Origin of the sequence: Bacillus gaemokensis (assembly GCF_001590835.1) — a bacterium.
GTDB lineage: Bacteria > Bacillota > Bacilli > Bacillales > Bacillaceae_G > Bacillus_A > Bacillus_A gaemokensis.
Genome location: NZ_LTAQ01000023.1, coordinates 209,629 through 231,134, shown reverse-complemented (window position 1 = coordinate 231,134; position 21,506 = coordinate 209,629). Strand labels below are relative to the sequence as shown.

2 protein-coding genes are annotated in these 21,506 nt (G+C 43.3%); both read right to left on the bottom strand.

Annotation, left to right across the window (positions count from 1 at the left end; translation table 11 throughout):
- Positions 1 to 153: 153 nt before the first annotated feature.
- Positions 154 to 15,039 carry a non-ribosomal peptide synthetase gene (locus AZF08_RS18075; RefSeq protein WP_063177333.1) on the bottom strand — a complete coding sequence of 4,962 codons (14,886 nt, stop codon included), beginning with the start codon at positions 15,037 to 15,039 and terminating at the stop codon, positions 154 to 156.
- Positions 15,036 to 21,506, bottom strand: a complete 6,471-nt coding sequence (locus AZF08_RS18070) for a non-ribosomal peptide synthetase (RefSeq protein WP_033677238.1) — start codon at positions 21,504 to 21,506, stop codon at positions 15,036 to 15,038. Before AZF08_RS18070 ends, AZF08_RS18075 begins: the two co-directional genes overlap by 4 nt.

The following is a 21,506-nucleotide window of genomic DNA, read 5'->3' as shown; positions in this document are numbered from 1 at the left end:
ACCCTATAAAGTGCTGCTCTTGATATACTCGTAATTTCACAAATTTGATGTACAGTCATTAGGCAGCTTTTTTTTGCATTCACATCACTATTCACAAATAATACCTTTGATAGTGAAAATTTTTGTTCATAAAGTTGTATCTTTCTGGACACTCTACTTTGTGGTTAACGAAAGGTACGCTCCCTCTACCCCTTCTAATTCATTTACGAGATATTTAGCTATCTTTTCCACTGCTGGGGAGAAGACGATTTCCTCATGCGACCCAGGCACCGAATACTTATTCACTTTCCCCTGTAATAACGGCTTCCAATTCGCAAACAATTCTTTACCTTCCTCAGCACTAAAGTAAAGGACTTCCCCAGAATATGGTATTAAATCATGCTCTGCCATTAAATTCAGACACTTCCTATGAGCATTGATAATTTGTTTCAAATTCGTAAGATTTGCATCAGGCGGGAGCACTCCTTCCACAATTAATCGCTCAACAAGCAAGTCCTGTTGATGAACGAGCTCTTCTTCCTGCTCCACTAGCTCTAAATGGATAAAATGCTCCAATATATAAGATAGCATTTCATCCTCCGTCTTGTCATCCTGTTCTGAAGGCACCTTGGTATCCATTAGTACCAACACCTCAACTTCTTCTCCTTGATTCCGTAACATAGTTGCGATTTCATAGGCGATGGCACCGCCCAGCGACCATCCTCCCAGACGATACGGTCCCTCTGGCTGAACGTGCTTTATTTCCTCAATGTAGAGTTGAACTACTTCTGACAAAGTTAATCCGTCCATTCCTTCTTTCTCTACGAGAGGATTTTGTAGCCCATAAAATGAGCAGTGATCCTTGAGTAACCTTGCTAGCTGAATGTAACAGAATACATTCCCCATAAACGGATGAATACAGAAGAAAGGCCTTTTCTCTGATTCTTGTAATGGAACCAGGCCCGATAACGATTTTTCCACACCATAATTGTCACGGATCAGACAAGCCATTCCTTCCACTGTCGGGTTCTCAATCAGTGCGGACACCCTAATCTCTTTTCCAAATTTCTCTCTGATTTTTGAAATCAATTTGATTACAAGAAGCGAGTGCCCCCCTCTTTCGAAGAAGTCATCATTTACATGGACACCTTCTATTTGTAGCAAATCCTGCCAAATTTTAATCAGCTGATACTCAATTTCATCCCGTGGGATGATTGGTGTAGAAAATGTACTATCTCTTTGAATCGTTAAGCTATTCAGCGCCTTTCGATCAACCTTCCCGTTTGTCGTAAGCGGAATCGCGTCTACCTTAATAAGGTGTGCAGGAACCATATAATTCGGTACTTGTCTCTTGAGATGCTCACGCCATTCATACATACTTCCTTCACCCACCACATAGGCAACCAATCTCTGATCTCCTGGTTGTTCCTCTCTTATCAAGACTACTGCCTCTTTCACCGATGGATGACTTTCTAAATTCGCTTCAATCTCTCCAAGCTCAATCCGGAAGCCTCGAATTTTCACTTGATTATCGATTCTTCCCAGATAATCCAAATGGCCATCAGCTAAATAGCGGACTAGATCTCCCGTCCGGTATAGCCGTTCCCCTTCATTAAATGGATGAGGAATAAAACGCTCGGACGTTAACTCTGGACGATTCAAGTATCCTCTCGCTAGGCCTGCTCCGCCAATATAAAGTTCACCCGTTACACCAACTGGAACAGGTAACAAATTCTCATCCAATACATAGGCTTGAACGTTCGGCAAAGGACGCCCAATGGTTACTCTCTCACTATCTTTTTTGATGCGATAGCATGTCGCATCAACCGTACATTCTGTAGGACCATACACGTTATAAAAATGGACCTTGTCGGCCTCTACTAATTGTTCCCACAGTGATGGCATAATCGCTTCTCCACCGACCAGTACCTTGCTTGGAACATGAACACTATCGTTTGTTTCTAACAACCCCTCATCTATGAGTAATTGGAGTAGTGAAGGTGTTATATCGAACATTTCCAACTTATTCTCCCGAATGTAAGATACAAACTGTTGAGGATCACTGCGAACTTCGTTTGAAATAATATACAAACTAGAACCATACAAAAGCATTTGTAATTGTTTAACGGATGAATCAAAGGCGATTGAGGCATTTAGACCAACGCGCATGTTAACAGGTGTCCGATGTGAAAAAACCTCTTTCTGTAAACCATAGGATAGATTTAATACCGAATGATGCTGCACCAAAACCCCTTTTGGATTCCCGGTCGAACCTGAAGTGTAGATAACATACGCCAAGTTTTCTCCTGTCACTTTACATATTGGTGAAAGGGTGTTTTCTTGCGAAATCATTGCTTGATCCCGTTCCAAACAAACTGTTTTAACTTCTTCAGGTATCCAACCTTGTGATACTTCGTTCGTAACCAATATTTGAATTCCTGTGTCCTCCAGAATATATCGTAGGTGACTTTCTGGATACGATGGATCCAACGGAACATAGGCTGATCCAGCTTTCAAGATTCCCATGAGACCGACAATCATCTCAACTGAACGTTGGAAACAAAGCCCGACCAATGACTCGGTCCCAATCCCACATTTCTGAAGATAATGGGCCAATTGGTTTGCTTTCTCATTCAGCTCTCGATACGTTAACTGCTGATTTTCATCCACCACTGCCACCGCATCAGGTGTACGATCCACTTGATCTTCAAACAGTTTGTGGATCACACTCTCACGTGGATACGCTGCTGCGTTATCATTCCATTCTTCCAGTAGTTGTTTCTGCTCCATTTCCGTAACATACACCAGCTCCGACAGAGTTTGATCAACGTTCTCGATCATTTGCTTTAACACCTGACTTAAATGACCCAGCATCCGTTCAATGGTGAGGCCATTAAACTTGCTACGATCATACTTCAACTTTAACAACACCTGGCTTTTTGGAACAACCGTCAATCCTAATGGATAATGAGTTTGCTCTACTCCTTCCAAACCACCAATTTCTAGATCTCCTGTAGACTCCTCTTTCACCGGGTAGTTTTCGAACACATACAAGCTATGGAACAGCGGAGTTCCTCTTGGAACTTCACTCCATCCCTGAATCTCTGTCAAAGAAGCATATTCATACTGCCTTCTTTCTATCTCTTCCTCTTGTATCTTCTGCAACCAATCCCTTACTTTCAGATTATCTGTCAACTGGATCCGTGTCGGTGATGTAGTGATAAAGGGACCTACAATGTGTTCAACATCAATAATCTCTGTAGGTCGTCCCGAGCTAGTTACGCCAAAGACAATGTCATTCTCACCGCTATATCGGCTCATAAGATATGCCCACGCACCTTGAATCACCGTACTCAAGGTAAGCTTATTGCGCTTCGCCCAGATTCGTAACGCCCGGGTCTGCTCTTCTGACAAATGAGCAACCTTCTCTGTATAGCCTTTATCTTGCTCCTTACTTTCTAAACCAAGCAGGGTTGGTGCTGTAAAACCTCTGAATTTCTCTCTCCAGAATCGTTCCGCTTTCTCCTGATCCTGCTCTTTCAGCCATTGAATATATTTCTTATATGGCGGTGACTTAGGTAAGTTCACAACCTCTCCTTTCATTCTCTTCTGATACACTGTAAGCAATTCGTTAAAGACCAGTGGTAAACTCCATCCATCCAACAAAATATGATGATGCGTCCACACAACCTGGTATTCTTCCTCCGCTTCTTGAATAACAGTCACCCGCATTAATGGCGCTTCATCAAAATGAAAGGCTTGTTTTCGATCCGATGCCATAAAGGCTTTTCGTTTCTCCTCTTTTTCTTCAACAGATAGCGCACGCCAATCCAGTTCATTCAGCTTAAATGGGATATGATCATACACGACTTGTAAGGGCTCTTCAATCTCATTCCACACAAATGCCGAGCGAAAAATCTCATGCTGCTGAATCACTGATTTCCATGCCTGTTCGAAAGTAAGGATATCTAATTTCCCTTTAAGCAGGAAACTTAATTGCACCATATACGGTGCTACATGTTCATCCCCTTGATCATGCAGCGTATGAAAGATCATGCCCTCCTGCAAAGGTGATAGCGGATACAAGTCGGTAATCGACTGATCCTTTCCACGATTCATCTTAGCTAGTACTTTGTTCAACTCTGCTGAGGTAAGATTTGCAATGGCAAAATCCGAAACAGTCAGTGCAGATTCTCCATCAGAAGAATGAATCAATCCACTTAGTTGATAGAGCATATTCTCCGCAACACTTTGAATGGTCGACCTCGCAAATTGTCCAACATTGTAGACCCAAGTAAAATGAAGTTTTCCATCAGTTACAATTCCAATCACATCAATTAAATGTGATCGCTTGGAACCAGGAGCATGGTCTAAACGCGTAAATCCGGTCTCTGGAGCAAACATCGCATCTTCAGAAAACATTTGGTCAAATTGTCCAAGATAGTTAAAACTAATGGACGGCGTAGGTTGAGACTCGAATCGCTCATGCATCGCTGGATTCAAGTACCGCAAAATCCCGTAGTCAACACCCTTATTAGGAATTTGACGCACTTGTTCTTTGACTGCTTTTAATGCTGCGACAGGCGTATGGGCACCTGTAATATTCAAGTGAACAGGGTAGATACTTGTAAACCATCCCACGGTTCTCGACAGATCAACGCCTTCGATAATCTCTTCCCGACCATGTCCCTCCAAATCCACGGTCAGCGCTAGATGACCTGTCCATGCTGCCGTAGCCTGCACCAATGCTGTCAATAGTACTTCATTGATTTGGACACGATGGGTGCTTGAAATCTCTTGCAATAACGCACGGGTCTCTTTCTCATCCAGCACCACGGTAATCTCCTCGATTCCTGTGTTTACTGAATCTTCGAAGGTGACATCCACTGGTAGCATAGCTACTTCTTGTTCGGACTGCTGCTCCCAATAATCACGTACTTCTTGCGCAATCCCCGCTTCAGCATAATGGTGCAATTTCTCCGACCACACTTTAAAGGATGTACTCTTCGCCGGTAATTGGATCTTCTGAGCCTGGTGCGCTTGATTATACGCCGTTTGCAGATCCTCCAATAAAATCCGCCAAGAAACACCATCCACTGCTAAGTGATGAATCACCCAGAATAATCGGCCGCCTCTTTTCTCACCTTCATCAAAGTACACCATCCTCATTAGCGGTCCTGCGTGTAAGTGTATGCTTTCTTGTGCAGTGTCAATCTCCGTTTGAATCACTTGATGCCATTCTGCTTGTGGCACTTCGTCCAATGAAATCACAGTCAGCGTCGCTTGATCTTCAATCCCTTCGTTCCGCTGTTTCCAAGTTCCAACCGATAAACATTCATATCGTAAACGTAAGGCATCATGATGGATTAAAAGAGTACGCACAGCTTTCTCCAATAATACTGTATCCAGTCGCTCTTTTGTTTTAAAGAACATGGATTGATTCCAATGATGTGGGTTTGGATGATTTTGTGCAAAAAACCTTTGCTGGATAGGTGTAAGAATCAGTTCTCCAGTTACAACCCCTTGCTCCGCTTGTACTCCTTGTTCCTCTTTGACTACTTGCGCCAACTCGGCAATCGTTTGGTGTTCAAACATTTGCTTTGGTGTCAATTGCAAACTTGCTTGCTTCGCACGAGAGACAATCTGAATGCTAAGGATCGAGTCTCCACCGCTTTCAAAAAAGTTGTCATGAATGCCAATCGGTTTTGTACCTAGTACATGTTCCCAAATTGTAGCAAGTATTTGTTCACGCTCATTTCTTGGCGCCACGTAACCTTCTTCTATCCCTTGACGATCTGGAACAGGCAAAGATTTCCGGTCGATCTTTCCATTTATGTTCAGTGGTAACTCGTCCATCTCGACAAAGTAGGAGGGAACCATATGGCTTGGCAATTTTGCTTTGAGATACTCGCGCCATTCTTCTTTACTTCCTTCCCCCACTACATAGGCTACCAATCGCTTACTTCCAGGCTGATCTTCCCTCACCATCACAACTGCCTCTTTTACTGCGGGCTGCTCCTGCAAGGTTGCCTCAATTTCCCCAAGCTCAATTCGGAAACCTCGAATTTTCACTTGATTATCGACTCTTCCTACATAATCCAAGTTCCCATCAGGAAGGTACCTCACCAGATCTCCTGTTCGATATAGCCTCTCTCCTTCTTTGAACGGATGAGAAATAAATCGTTCGGACGTTAACTCTGGACGATTCAAGTATCCTCTCGCTAGACCTGATCCGCCTATATATAGCTCTCCCGTTGTACCGATGGGAACAGTTTGCAAATGCTCGTTCAAAACATACACTTGGACATTTGGCAATGGACGACCTATCGATAATCGTTGATCTTTTCTAAGATAAGAATAAGTCGTATCGACCGTACATTCTGTCGGGCCATACACATTATAAAATGCGACATTATCCGCCGCTACTAATTGCTCCCATAATGATGGTTCAATCGCTTCACCACCTACCAGTACCTTACTAGGTACATGAGCACCATCACACGCCTCCAATAGCCCTCCATCGATCAGCAACCGAAGCATGGACGGTGTTACATCCATCACATCCAGCAGGTTTTCTTGAATATAGGAAACAAACCGGCTTGGATCAGAACGAACTTCTGTGGGAATAACATATAAGCACCCACCATACAAAAGCATTTGCAATTGCTTTATAGAGGAATCGAAAGCGATTGAAGCATTTAAACCAACCCGAACGTTACATGCATCGTATGAAAAAATTTCGCTCTGTAATGCGTGAGATAGATTTAATAGCGCGTCATGCTGAATCACAACTCCCTTTGGATTTCCTGTCGAACCCGAGGTATAGATGACGTACGCCGCATTTTCTCCTACGACTTTACTCGGCGGTGACAGCACGCTCTCTTGTGCAATCAGCATTTGATCGCGATCCAGACAAATTGCCTCGACTTCTCTCCATAACTCAACCTGTGATCCTTCGGTTGTTACAAGTGTTTTCATCTTCGTATCTTTCAAAATGAACTGCAATCGTTCTTTTGGATATTCGGGGTCAAGTGGTACATACGCTCCCCCTGCTTTCAAGATCCCCATTAATCCTACGACCATCTGAGCAGAGCGCTCGATACAAAGACCAACAAGAGACTCCTGCCCAACTCCCTTTTTCCGGAGGTAACGAGCCAATTGGTTCGCCTTCTCATTCAACTCTTGATAAGTTAGTTTTTGTTCTTCATACACGACTGCTATCGCATCTGGCGAACGCTCGGCTTGCTTCTCAAATAACTCATGGAACATATATTCATGCGAATACACTACTTCCGTATCATTCCACTCTTCCAGCAACTGCTGATCCAATCCCGATAGCATCGGCAACTGCATCAGTGATTGATCAGGATGTTCTACAATTTCATTCAACCAGTTTTCAAAATGCCCAGCCATCCGTCTGATAGTTACAACATCAAATAAATCAGTCTTATAAGTAAAGGAAAGGAATAAACCCTCTTCCACCTCTGCAGCGCTTAAACTCAAATCAAACTTCGCAATCGAAACATGACTTTCCATCGCTTCTACACTTCTTCCATGAAGCTCTGGTAGCTCTTGTTTCGTGTTTTGCAAGGTAAACATCGTTTGGAAAATCGGCGAATGGCTTGTACTTCTCTCTGGTTGCACAACTTCCACAATTTTTTCAAATGGAATATCTTGATATTCATATGCTTTCAGTGCCTTTTGACGCACCTGAGACAAGATATCTTGGAAGGTCGGTGTACCACTCAAATCAGCACGATAAACCAGCGTATTGACAAAGAAACCAATCAACCCTTCAATCTCGCGATAATTCCGATTTGCAATCGGGCTTCCGACAAGAATATCCGATTGTCCTGTATAACGGGCAAGGAAGCTTTGATACGATGCCATTAGGGTCATGAAGAGCGTCGATCCTTCTTGTCGACTAAGTTCGTTCAGTTTGTCGCGTAACGAGCGTGACAACAACATAGTGTATGTCGATCCACGATGGGTTTGCACAGCGGGACGAGGACGATCCATCGGCAACATTAAAACTGGTAACTCGCCAGACAGCTCTTCCTTCCAGTATGCAAGCTGATGATCCAGTATTTCTTCTTTCAACCATTCTCTTTGCCATTGGGCAAAATCGGCATATTGAACCGGTAATGGTGCGAGTTCTGCTGCCTTTCCACCAACCGCCTCTTCATAAAATGCCATCCATTCTTGGAGTAAGACTTCCATCGACCAGCCATCCGAGATAATATGATGCATGGTACAAAGCAGAATCCATTCTTCTTCTGCGATTTGCACAATTTTCCCACGGAACAATGGACCTTGTTCTAAGTCAAATGGCGCTTCGACTTCGTTTTGGATCCATTGTTCCATTTCTCTTTCTTGTTCTTCCCGAGAAAGCGTAGTTAGATCTATTTGGGGAAGAGATCGAAAAGCATACGGTTGAATCTGCTGCACAGGATGGCCGTCCACTTCATGGAACACCGTCCGCAAAGATTCATGACGCTCTATCAACTGATTCCATCCCGTTTCCAATGCTTCATGTACCCAGTTCCCTGTAAGACGGCATACTATCGGCATATTATAAAGCGCACTATTTGGCATAAATTGGTCGATGAACCATAGGCGCTGTTGCGCATAAGAGAGCGGAATAAGTTCTCCCAGTTCCATCGGCATAAGCGGTGGAATCTCTCGTTTTCTGCCTCCTTTAAGCAATTGATCCAATCGCTTAGCCAACGCTTCTACTGTTGAATGCTCAAACAGTTCACGCACCAGCAGTTCGATTTGTAATGCTTCTTTTAACCGTGAGACAACTTGGGTAGCAAGTAGCGAGTGTCCACCTCGATCGAAGAAGGAATCCTGAACACCAATATTTTCTACGCCTAGCACTTGCCCCCATACCGATGCGATGAGCTCTTCCATCGGAGTTCGTGGGTATACTTTATTTTCAGTAGGTGATTCATCAGGTACAGGCAATGCTTTTAAATCGAGTTTTCCATTCGGTGTAAGTGGTAAAAATGCCATCTCGACAAAGTGTGCTGGAACCATGTAATTTGGTAAATGGATTTGCAGATGCTCCCGCCATTCATGAACACTTCCCTCACCAACTACATAAGCTACCAAACGCTTGTCTCCTGAATGATCCTCTCTTACTAGTACAACCGCTTCTTTCACAGATAAATGTGCTTGCAAAGTTGCTTCAACTTCTCCCAGTTCAATCCGAAAACCACGAATCTTTACTTGGTCATCCATACGACCATGGAACTGGAGATTGCCATCAGGAAGGTAACTTGCTCTATCCCCAGTGTAATAGAGACGTTCCCCTGACTTGAACGGATGCGGAATAAATTTTTCCTCCGTAAGTTCCGGACGATTGATATAGCCACGAGCAAGGCTCTTTCCTCCAATATAGAGATCTCCAATTACCCCCACCGGCACTAGCTGAAGGTGAGAATCTAACACATATACTTCTGTATTTGCAATCGGTCGACCAATCGACGGAGTACCTGTTGTCATCCCTACAGACACGTAACAATCAGTCGTAACGACGGTATTTTCCGATGGTCCATACTGATTTATCACTGCAAAAGGGATATATTCAGATGGATACTGTGTTAACTGATCTCCTCCCGTAATGATAAAACGGAGATCCGTCTTCTCTGGCCAAGATAATTTCAAGAGTCTTTCTAAAATAGGTGTAGGCGCAAAGCTAGCCGTGATTCGTGAATCAATGAGCCAATCTCGTAAGGCCTCTGGATTGATCCGCAACTCTTCTGTTGATAGGTATAGTGCTGCACCAGCAGTGAGATAAGGCCAAATCTCCTGCACCGCTGAGTCGAAGGCAATCCCCGCAATTTGAGTCGCACGATCCTGCGCTGTAATTTGGTATACCGCTTGATGCCAAGAGACCATATTCATCAATGACCGGTATTCGACCATGACCCCCTTTGGCTTTCCTGTAGAGCCGGAGGTGTAGACGATATAGGCTAAGTGCTCTGGTTTCACCTGCCGCTTCGGTGCAATTGTGCTTTCATCTGTTATCTCTTCTAATCTCACCGTTTCAACCTGTTCGGAAAGGCTTTCTTGCCCTGCTGTCGTTACCACGATTTTGATCCCCGCATCTTCAATCATGTACTCTAACCTTGATTTCGGATACAACGGATCTAGGACGACATAGGCCCCGCCAGCTTTTAATATACCAAGTAAACTTACCATGAGCTCAGCCGATCTTGGGAGATAGACACCCACAACTGATTCAGGAACAACCCCTTTTCTCTGCAAAACATGTGCCAACTGATTTGCTTGCGCATCCAGTTCACCGTAGGTCCACTCTCTCATTTGATCGACCACTGCAATCGCATCAGGCTCCCTCACTACTCGATCCTCAAATCTGTCGCAAATAAGACCTTCTTGGGACATTTCCATTGCGGTGTCATTCCATGTCTCTAATAACAAATCACGCTCGAATTCGGATAACACCTCTAGACGATTCAACGGTTTTTGTGGATAATGAGAAACTTCATGTAACCATGTTTCAAAATGTCCTGCCATTCGTTCGATAGTTGTAACATCAAACAAATCCTGATTGTATTCAAAAGAGAAGATTAATCCTTCTTCCGTCTCAGTTGCCATGACACTTAAATCAAATTTCGCGATTGGACTATGACTTTCTATCATTTCGATCTTTTTACCAGACAATAATGGAAGCTCTTGTTTCATATTTTGTAAAATGAACATCGTCTGGAAAATCGGCGAATGACTCGTACTCCGTTCGGGTTGCACAACTTCCACAATTTTTTCAAATGGAATATCTTGATATTCATATGCTTTCAGTGCCTTTTGACGCACCTGAGACAAAATATCTTGGAAGGTCGGTGTACCACTCAGATCAGCACGATAAACCAACGTGTTCACGAAGAAACCAATTAATCCTTCAATCTCTCTATAATTACGATTCGCAATCGGACTTCCAACGAGAATATCTTCTTGTCCTGTATAACGGGAAAGGAAGCTTTGGTACGCAGCCAACAGGGTCATGAAGAGCGTCGATCCTTCTTGATGACTGAGCTCATTCAGTTTGTCACGTAACGAACGTGACAGCAGCACAGTGTGTGTCGATCCGCGATGAGTTTGTACCGCAGGACGAGGACGATCCATTGGCAGTTGTAGTACAGGAAGCTCACCAGACAATTCTTCTTGCCAATAGTGAAGCTGCTGTTCAAGCACCTCTTCCTTCAACCATCCCTTTTGCCACTGTGCAAAGTCCGCATATTGGATTGATAATGGTTTAAGTTCCGCCACTTTCCCATCCGTTGCTTCCTCATAGAAAGCTATCCATTCTTCAAGTAGGACCCCCATCGACCATCCATCCGAAATGATATGATGCATGGTGCCAAGAAGAACCCATTCCTCTTCTCCTACTCGCAAGATGTTTGTCCGAATCAACGGTCCCTCTTCTAAATCAAATGGCACTTCTGTTTCTTGCTGAATCAAACGCTTAACTTCTGCTTCTCGCTCTTCCGGAGAAAGCATAGTTAAATCCATTTGGGAAAGAGACCTGAAAGCATATGGCTGAATCCGCTGCACAGGATGACCATCTACTTCATAGAACACCGTCCGCAAAGATTCATGGCGCTCTATCAGCTGATTCCATCCCTTCTCCAATGCTTCGAGTACCCAATTCCCTGTAAGGCGGCATACCATTGGCATATTATAAAGTGCACTATTCGGCGTGAATTGATCGATAAACCATAGGCGCTGTTGCGCATAAGAGAGCGGGATGACTTCTCCCCGTTCCATCGGTATAAGCGGTGGAATCTCTCTTTTCTTGTCTCCTTTACGCAATTGATCCAATCGTTTCGCCAGTGCCTCCACCGTTGGATACTCAAACAGTTCACGTACTGGTAATTCGACTTGAAAAACTTCTTTTAACCGTGAGACAACTTGGGTAGCAAGTAGCGAGTGACCACCGAGTTCGAAGAAAGAATTCTGAACACCAATATTTTCTATCCCTAGCACTTGACTCCATACCGATGCAACGAGCTCTTCGACTGGTGTTCGTGGTGAAACTGTGGCACTATTTACGCTCATAGACTGTATATCCAATGCCAGTAAGGCTTTGCGATCGATTTTTCCATTCGGAGTGAGTGGCATCGCTTCTATCTCGACAAAGTGTGCCGGAACCATGTAATTCGGTAATTGCACCTTGATGTGCTCACGCCATTCTCTAGTGTTCCCTTCACCCACCACATAAGCTACTAACCGCTTATCTCCGGGATGATCTTCCCTTACTAACACGACAGCCTCTTTCACAGATGAATGATCGTGTAAGACCGCTTCAACCTCTCCCAACTCAATCCGGAAGCCCCTGATTTTCACTTGGTTATCTATTCTTCCAATGTACTCCAAGTTGCGATCATTCAGATACCTCACCAGGTCCCCCGTCCGATAGAGCTGTTCCCCTTCCTTAAATGGATGCGGAATAAAACGTTCAGCAGTTAACTCTGGACGATTGAAATAACCACGTGCCAAACCTACACCACCAAGGTAAAGTTCCCCGGCCACACCAATCGGTACTACCTGTTGGTTTTGATCTAAGACATACAACTTCGTATTATCAATCGGACGACCAATTGGAATAAGCACCGGTTCTTTCTCTAAATCACAATCATAGTAAGTGACATCTACAGTCGCTTCGGTAGGACCATACAAGTTGCATAACTTCGTTTGCTGAAAATCATAAAACACACCCTTAAACCGGCGAACTTGTTCAGTATTTAACGCTTCTCCACTTGTGAAAACCTGACACAAAGACGATACGTCCTTTTTCACTTTGGATTGTTCCATATACTCCAAGAAAGTAGATAACATCGACGGAACAAAGTGCATCGTGGTCACGCGATATCGCTCAATACACTCCTCCATCATTGCAGGATCCTTCTCGCCACCCGGTGGAAGTAGACAAACACGCGCCCCTACAAATGACCACCAAAATAATTCCCACACAGAGACATCAAACGAAAACGGCGTTTTTTGAAGAATTGTATCCTGTTCAGATAATGGATAATTTTTTTGCATCCACTGTAATCGGTTAATAACCGAGTGGTGTTCAATCATCACTCCCTTCGGATTCCCTGTCGAACCTGAAGTGTAAATGATATACGCCAAGTTGTTTGCTGTCACTCCACTCACTGGCGCCAAGCTACTCTCTTTAGAAATCGCTGCTTGATCCCGATCCAAACAAATCGCTTGGATACCTTCGGGCAACCAGTCCTGTAGTGCTTCCTTTGTTAAAAGTACTTGAATCTGTGAGTTCTTTAAAATGTACCTTAGGCGCTTTTCGGGATAGCTCGGATCCAGTGGGACATAAGCCCCACCCGCTTTAAGAATCCCAAAGAGACCAATGATCATATCAGGTGAACGCTCGACACATATACCGACCAATGACTCAGGTCCTATCCCTCGTTTCTGTAAATAATGTGCCAATTGATTCGCTCTCTCGTTGAGTTCTTGATATGTCAGCTGCCCACCTTCATACACTACCGCCACCGCTTCAGGTGTACGCGCAACCTGCTGCTCAAACAGTTCGTGAATCATACTCTCATGTGCATAAACTACGTCAGTGTCATTCCACTCTTCCAAGAGCAGCTTCTGTTCTGTGTCCGATAGCATCGATAACTCTGTAAATGATTCATCTGGATGATGTACAATTTCGTTCAACCAGTTTTCAAAATGCCCTGCCATACGCGAAATGGTACTACTATCAAATAAATCTGTATTGTATTCAAAAGAGACAAATAGACCTGCTTCCACTTCAAAAGTAGTTAGACTCAAATCGAATTTCGCAATGGCAATATTACTTTCTATCATTTCCAAACTTCTACCAGACAGTTCTATTCGTTCTTGTTTTATATTCTGTAGTGTAAACATGGTCTGGAAGATAGGCGAATGACTCGTACTCCGTTCAGGTTGTACAGCTTCTACCACTTTTTCAAACGGGATATCTTGATATTCATACGCTTTCAACGCCTTTTTCTTTACTTGCGACAAAATCTCCTGGAACGTAGGAGTTCCACTTAAATCCGCCCGATAGACCAACGTATTAACAAAGAAGCCGATTAATCCCTCTACTCCTTTATGATTCCGATTTGCAATCGGACTTCCAACGAGAATATCTTTTTGTCCTGTATAACGAGCAAGAAAGCTCTGATATGCAGCCATTAATGTCATAAATAAGGTGGATCCTTCTCGTCGACTTAAATCCTTTAATGCACTGAGCAGTTTGTGAGGAAGAGTCACGCCATACGTGTCCCCAGCGTACGTTTGCGTAACCGGTCGCGGGCGATCCACTGGCAGTTGTAGTATAGGAAGCTCACCAGACAATTCTTCCTGCCAATACGTGAGTTGTCGATCCAACACTTCACCCTGCAACCACTGCTTTTGCCATTTCGCAAAGTCTGCATATTGAATTGATAATGAACTAAGTCCAGCAGGCTTCCCACTCATTTCTTCCTCATAGAAAGCAAGCAATTCATTAATTAATATGCCGATAGACCACGCATCAGAAATAATATGATGCATGGTACATAGCAATAACCATTCCTCATTCCCTAATTGAACCAGCTGATTCCGAATCAAAGGACCATTCATTAAATCAAACGGATCCTGTGCTTCTTTAGCAATTAAACTCTCTATCTCTTTTTCTTTTACTTCTAAAGGAAGATGAGAATAATCCTCTACAGGTAGTTTTCTAGGAAGGAATTCGACAATATGTTGTACAGGTTGATCCCCTATTTCCTTAAAAACGGTGCGTAATGATTCATGACGCTCAATGAGTCGATTTAATCCCTTTTCCAATGCTTCAGGTATCCAATTTCCTTTTAAACGCCATACTGTTGGAATATTATATAACGAACTGTTTGGGTTAAATCGATCCATAAACCATAAACGTTGTTGTGCATAGGACAACGGAAGCTCTTCTTTATTCTCCTTTTTCTGCATCTGCTTCTGAAGCCATGCTCTCTTCTCAGGAGAAAGCGAATTCAGCTTTGCAAGTAAATCACTTCTCATTTTTTTACCCCTTCCTCAACCAAATTGCTTTCGAATATACTTTGCGCTTCTTCCTCTGATAGCTCTTCCAATTGCTTAAGAAGTTCAAGTAACTCTTCATCATCATTCGCTGCAGCTTCTTTTTGAATATAGTCTTGAAAACTTACATTCTCCTTACTATCATTCTCTGCTTGCTCATTTCCACTACGGCGCAACTGATCAATCCATTCCGCTAATTCCCGCACCGTATGATGCGTAAAGAAGTCATACAGTGGTAACTCAATTCCAAAGGCTTCTTTCAGATTAGAAACAGCTTGTGTTGCGAGTAATGAATGGCCACCGAGTTCAAAAAACGAATCATGAATCCCGATATTTTCCATACCCAAAACTTGATGCCATATTGAAACAATCACTTCTTCCGTAGGTGTACGAGGGGCAACATAACCACCCTCTGCTTCCTTGCGCTCTGGTGCTGGTAAAGCTTTCCGATCGATTTTCCCATTTGGAGTGAGTGGGAACGCTGTCAATCCAACAAAGTGTGCCGGAACCATGTAATTTGGTAATTTGGTCTTGAGATAATCACGCCACACATGAGCATTTCCTTCTCCCACTACATAGGCAACTAAACGCTGATCACCCGGATGGTCTTCGCGTACCATCACAACGACTTCGTTAACCGATGAATGACTTTGTAACGTCGCTTCAACCTCCCCTAGCTCAATCCGGAACCCACGGATTTTCACTTGATGATCGACCCGACCGAGATAATCCAAATTCCCGTCCGGTAAATACCTCACAAGGTCTCCCGTCCGATATACTCGCTCCCCATCTTTAAATGGATGCGGGATAAAACGCTCGTTTGTTAAGTCAGGGCGATTTAAGTAGCCACGCGCCAATCCTGATCCCCCAATATAGAGCTCACCCACTACACCAATCGGTACCATTTGTTGGTTTGCGCTGAGTACATACACTTCTGTGTTGGAGATGGGTCTACCAATCGGTGGTACCTTGTGTATGACACTCTTTTCTAGCTTCATATACGTGGAGTAAGTAGTATCTTCGGATGGGCCGTATAGGTTGTATACCTTTTCAATTAGACTTCTCTCATATAAGTGCTGGACAAGCGACTGCGCTAACGGTTCTCCAGCCAAATTCATCACCTTTACCGAAGAAGGAATTATCTTTGCTCGAATTAATTCCCTCGCTGCTGATGGTACAGTATTGATCAATGTCACATCTTTCGTAGACAACTTGTCTAGATGAAGGGCATTTTCAGCGACAATCACTTTGCCACCTATCGTCAAAGGAACAAATACTTCAAAAACCGATAGATCAAAGGATAGTGAAGTTGACGCCAGCACTCCCGCTAATTCCTGTCTGGAATACGTTTGATGTGCCCAATGGATCATCGTTACTGTACTCCGATGCTCAATCATTACTCCCTTAGGGTTGCCAGTGGACCCTGAGGTATAGATAATATAAGCTAAGTTAGCGCTTGTCACTTCACTCATACATGCCGTCGTTACTTCCCGCTTGATCGCCGCTCGATCACGATCGATACAAATTACATCAACAGATCCAGGTAACGTCATTTTTTGCTGCAATTTTTCCTGTGTCACTAGTACTTCAATATGAGCATCCGCTAAAATATAGCGTAGCCGACTCTCCGGATACGCAGGATCAATCGGAACATACGCTCCTCCTGCTTTCATGATTCCTAAGAGACCAACAATCATCTCAGATGAACGTGTAATACTAATCCCAACTAATGATTCGCATCCCACACCCCGCTTCTGAAGATAATGGGCCAACTGATTGGAACGTTCGTTCAGTTCTCGATACGTTAGTTCCTCATCTTCGCACACTACCGCAATTGCTTCTGGTGTTTTCTCCACTTGTTCTTCAAACAATGTATGAATCGTGCTTTCATGTATGTCCACAACACCTGTGTCATTCCATCCCTCTAGTAACTGCTTATATTCTACTTTCGAAAGCATATTCAGTTCCGATAGTGAATCTTTTGAATGGGATACAATTTCATATAACCAATGTTCAAAATGGCCTGCCATTCGTTCAATCGTTGCAGCATTAAATAAATCTGTATTATATTCAAAAGTTAGCAATAACCCTTCTTCCGTCTCCGATGCAAACAAACTTAAATCAAATTTGGCAACCGACATCTGGCTTTCCATCATCTCCATGTTTCTTTCAGAAAGCTGAGGGAACCCTTGTTTCGTATTCTGTAAGGTAAACATGGTTTGGAAAATCGGCGAATGACTCGTATTCCGTTCAGGTTTTACGGCTTCTACCACTTTCTCAAACGGAATATCTTGATACTCATATGCTTTTAATGCTTTTTTTCGTACCTGCGACAGAAGCTCTTGGAACGTCGGATTTCCACTGAGATTAGCTCGATAAACCAACGTATTTGCAAAGAAACCAATTAATCCTTCGGTCTCTCTCATATTTCGGTTCGCAATCGGACTTCCAACCAAAATGTCGTCTTGTCCCGTATAACGAGAAAGGAAACTTTGATACGCCGCCATTAAAGTCATGAATAAGGTGGATCCTTCCTGCCGGCTTAACTCCTTTAAATTTTCCTGTAGGGAATTCGATAACATCAGAGACTGATTTGCACCACGGTGAGTTTGAACAGCAGGTCGGGAACGATCCATCGGTAGTTGCAAGACCGGTAACTCGCCAGCCAATTCTGCCTTCCAATATTGAAGGTGCTGATCAAGATCCTCTTCTTTTTGCCATTCTTTTTGCCACAGGGCAAAGTCGGCATATTGGACCGGTAACTTCTTCAACTCCATTGTCTTTCCACTTATCGCTCCTTCATAAAAAGCCATCCACTCTTCGAGTAAGATTCCCATTGACCATCCATCCGCAATAATATGATGCATCGTACAAAGGAGTACCCATTCCTCGTTGTCCATTTTCAAAATCCGCGTCCGAATCAAAGGACCTTGTCCTAAGTGAAATGGTTCTTCAGCTTCGTTTTGAATGATCCGTTTCATCTCTCTTTCCCTGTCTTCCAGAGAGAACGTTGTTAAATCCATTTGTGGAAGGGATCTGAAAACATGTGACTGAATCTGCTGAACAGGTTGACCCTCTCGCTCATGAATCACCGTCCGCAATGATTCATGACGTTCAATCAACTGATTCCATCCCGTCTCCAGTGCTTCAAGCGACCATTTCCCAGTCAGTCGACATGCTGCATGAATATTGTACAGCGCACTATTTGGCATTAATTGATCAATAAACCATAGACGTTTCTGTGCGTAGGAAAGCGGAATCGCTTCTTCCCGTGTCATAGGTACAAGTGGGGGAATCTCTCGCTTTTTATCTCCTTTACACAACTGCTCCACTCGCTTCGCCAGCGCCTCCACCGTATCGTACTTGAAAAGTTCGCGTAGTGGGATTTTAGTTTGAAATGCTTCTTGTAATCGAGAAACGATTTGGGTAGCGAGTAGTGAGTGCCCACCCAGCTCAAAGAAAGAATCCTGAATGCCGATATTTTCTATTCCTAACACTTGACTCCAAATCGAGACGATGAGCTCTTCCGACGGCGTTCTCGGTAGGACGTTAAAATCTCTCATAGATTGTACATCCGGTGCTGGTAAAGCTTTTCGGTCTATTTTCCCATTAGGAGTAAGCGGGAAATGTTCCAACGCTATAAGGTGCGCTGGGACCATGTGATTCGGTAGTTGGTCCTGCAGATACTCTCGCCACTTTTGGATATTTCCATCGCTTATCACATACGCTACCAATCGCTGATCGCCTGGACGATCTTCTCTTACTAGCACAACAGCCTCTTTAATAGACAAATGCCTTTCTAAAGTTGCTTCAATTTCTCCAAGTTCAATCCGAAAACCACGCATTTTCACTTGATGGTCTATTCTTCCTATAAATTCCAAATTTCCATCCGCTAGATATCTTACTAAATCTCCAGTTCGATATAGCCGTTCTCCTAATTGAAACGGATGCGGAACGAACCGTTCAGCAGTCAAATCAGGTCGGTTTAAGTAACCACGTGCTAAGCCTGCACCACCAATATACAACTCACCCTCTATCCCTATCGATTGCAAGCGCCGATTCTGATCTAACACATACAGCTGAATATTTTGTATTGGATTACCAATAGACACAAATTCTTGATTAGGTTGACAGTCAAATGCATTCACGTAAATAGTTGCTTCTGTTGGTCCATAAAAGTTGGTCAATTTAACTTGTCCGCTCCGATCCCAGTACTGTTGAAATCGTCTAACCAACCCTGGACTAAGTTCTTCTCCACCGGAAAATACATGACGCACGGATGAACATTTCAGCTGCAACTCAATATGATCGAAATGATCTAAAAAAACAGATAGCATCGAGGGAACAAATTGAACAACGGTAACTTGGTGCTTCTCTATCACTTCCGCTATTATCGAAGGATCTTTCTCTCCACCCGGAGGAAGGAAAGATACACATGCTCCTACACTAATCCCCCAAAATAGCTCCCACACAGATACGTCAAATGAAATCGGTGTTTTCTGCAAGACCACATCCCTTTCAGAGAGTGGATATTGATGTTGCATCCATTCAAGGTAATTGATCACGGAATGATGCTCGATCATCACTCCCTTTGGTTTTCCTGTAGACCCTGAAGTATACATGACGTATGCTAAATTTTTTCCTGTTACACTGCTTATACATGCAGTCGGTTCTTCCTGTTCAATCGCAATCTGATCTTGATCCATACAAATTGTTTCGACTTGTTCGGATATACCTATTTTTCCTAATCTTTCTTGCGTTACTAGTACTTCGATTCTAGCATCTTCTACTATATAGCGTAGCCGACTCTCGGGATACGCAGGGTCAAGCGGTACGTAAGCTCCTCCTGATTTTAGAATCCCTAGCAGCCCTATCATCATTTGTAGAGATCGTTCCATATATACACCGACTAAAGACTCTGAACCCACACCACGCTTCTGTAAATAATGGGCCAGCTGATTAGCACGCTCATTCAGCTCTCTATAGGTAAGTTTCTCATTTTCATAAATAACCGCAATCGCTTCTGGTGTTTTCTCCGCTTGCTGCTCAAATAACGTATGAATCATGCTCTCACATGAATATTCTACTTGGGTATCATTCCATTTCTCTAGCAGTTGTGTCCGCTCTTCCATTGTTAAATAGGTAATTTCGGATAGCTTTGAGTCTGAGCTTTTCGTCATCTGGATCAATGTTTGCGATAGATGCCCCTGAATCCGATGAATGGTCTCTTCATCAAAATGATGCCGGTCATACATTAACTTCAAAGTGATTTGCTTACCTGGCATTGCAATGAGCGTCAAAGGATAATTTGTTTGTTCTGCACTTTGGACCTCTAGTAATCTTAAATCAGCATTGCGCTCTCCTTGGATCGGGTAATTTTCGAACACATACAAGGTATGAAATAAAGCACTACTCCTTGGAACTTCACTCCAACCTTGAATATCGACCAACGAATTATACTCGTATTGTCTCCGTTCCATTTCTTTCATCTGTATCTTACGGAGCCATTCTACTACTGATGTATCATCTGTTACACGAATTCGGGTAGGCAATGTGTTAATGAATAGACCAACCATTTTCTCTGCTCCTACTAATTCAGTAGGACGTCCAGAGCTAGTTACACCAAATACGATGTCGCTTTCGCCGCTATACCGGCTCATCAAGTAGGCCCAGGCTCCTTGTACTAACGTATTTAATGTTAGCTGACTATTTCGCACCCACTCTTGTAAAGTCTCAGTCAGTTCCTCAGATAGCTGATAAACGCTCTCTCCATAACCCTTCTCCTGCTCCTGGTCACTTCTTTCCATCGCTAATGGCGTAGGTGCATGAAATCCTTTTAATTCTTCTGTCCAGAATTTCTCAGCTTTACTTCGATCTTGTTTATTAATCCACTGGATATATTTTTTATAGGGAAGAGACTTGGGAAGATCGAATGCTTCTCCCTTTATCATCTTGAGATAAACTTCCATCACTTCACTGAAGATCAAGGACACACTCCATCCATCCAACAAAATATGATGATGCGTCCAAATGATTCTCGTTTCTTCTTCTGCTTCTTTAATCGCAGTGATTCTCATCAACGGTGCTTCGTCTAACGAAAACCCTTGCTTCCGATCAGTATTCAAAAACTGGTGTAATTTCTTTTCCCTCTCTCCATATGGAAGAGCACTCCAGTCTTCTTGACGAATGGTAAAAGGAAGACGTTGATAAACAGCTTGCAATGGCTTTTCTACTTCCTCCCACACAAAGACAGAGCGTAGGATCTCATGTCGATGAATAATGTATTCCCAAGCCTTTTCGAAAGTAGCAACATCCAATCGACCACCGAGTAAGAATCCTACCTGTACAATGTAGGAAAAAGAATGATCATCATCTTGATCATATAAAGTATGAAACAGTATCCCTTTTTGTAAAGGTGATAATCCGTATATATCGATAATATCTCCCAT

What these genes read in the sequence shown, in the direction of transcription:
- AZF08_RS18075 (WP_063177333.1), bottom strand. Translation starts at nt 15,039, where the DNA reads ATGAGAAGTGATTTACTTGCAAAGCTGAATTCGCTTTCTCCTGAGAAG.
- AZF08_RS18070 (WP_033677238.1), bottom strand. Translation starts at nt 21,506, where the DNA reads ATGGGAGATATTATCGATATATACGGATTATCACCTTTACAAAAAGGG.